This is a genomic window from Gordonia sp. GONU, assembly GCF_024733855.1.
Taxonomy (GTDB): domain Bacteria; phylum Actinomycetota; class Actinomycetes; order Mycobacteriales; family Mycobacteriaceae; genus Gordonia; species Gordonia amicalis.
In genome coordinates this window covers 1-801 of the sequence record NZ_JANRHB010000092.1, presented here as the reverse complement: position 1 = coordinate 801, position 801 = coordinate 1, and the positions used below count along the sequence as shown (strand labels likewise).

Below are 801 nucleotides of genomic sequence, written 5' to 3'. Positions count from 1 at the left end.
TTATCGAGGCGAGGGTGGCTTCGGCGTCGGAGGCGTTGCGTAGGTCGATGACTTGGCGCAGGTGCAGGCGCGACTGATCGCCGGACGCCGGGTCGGGTCCGTGGATCTCGGTGCGCACCTGTTCAAGGTGCTCGATGAACCGGCGGGATATGTCGGGTCGCCGGTTCACACGTTCGGGGTTGGGTGGTGCGCCGGGTTCGGCGTTGAGTTGCCAGACGCAGCGCCCTTCGTCGGGTCCCTCGCGGACCATGCGGGTGGTGTATTGGCCGGGCTGGTCGCCGACCATCCGATTGTGTTTCGAGCAGGCCGGGGCCAGGTCGGTGATGTCGGTGAGGCCACCCAGACCCCAATCGAGTTGGGCGTGATGCATTTCCACGTGCGCGGCGGATAGGTCGCAGTCGGGTGTGGAGCAGACGTCGCCGTCGGGTCGGGCGAAGGACACCAGTCGCTGTTCGCGGGTGGCCAGGCGTTTGCCGCGTCCGAAGTAGAGCGGGATGGCGGTGGCGTCTTTGAACACCGCCAGCCAGGGTTGGGCGTCGGCGGCCATGTCGATGAGGCCGGGGATGGGGATCAGGGTGCCGGTGGCGGTGGTGGCGAACCCGGCTTCGCGGATCAGATCGTTGAGGTCGGCTTTGACGATCACCTGTATCGGCAACCCGCGGTGACTCTTGCCCAGGAGTCCGTCCTCGAACACAGCCTTCAGCAAGGCGTTGAACGCGTCGTGGTTGCGCTGCGCATCGCTGCGATCATCACGTGCGGCAGCGGCTTCGACCATCTCGGGGTCGGCATTCTCGATCGACC

At 66.3% G+C, this 801-nt stretch carries 1 protein-coding gene; it reads right to left on the bottom strand.

Features of this window, described 5'->3' with window-relative positions; genetic code table 11:
- On the bottom strand, positions 1–801 hold an 801-nt coding region (locus tag NWF34_RS25300; RefSeq protein ID WP_258326405.1), incomplete at both ends, for a 13E12 repeat family protein.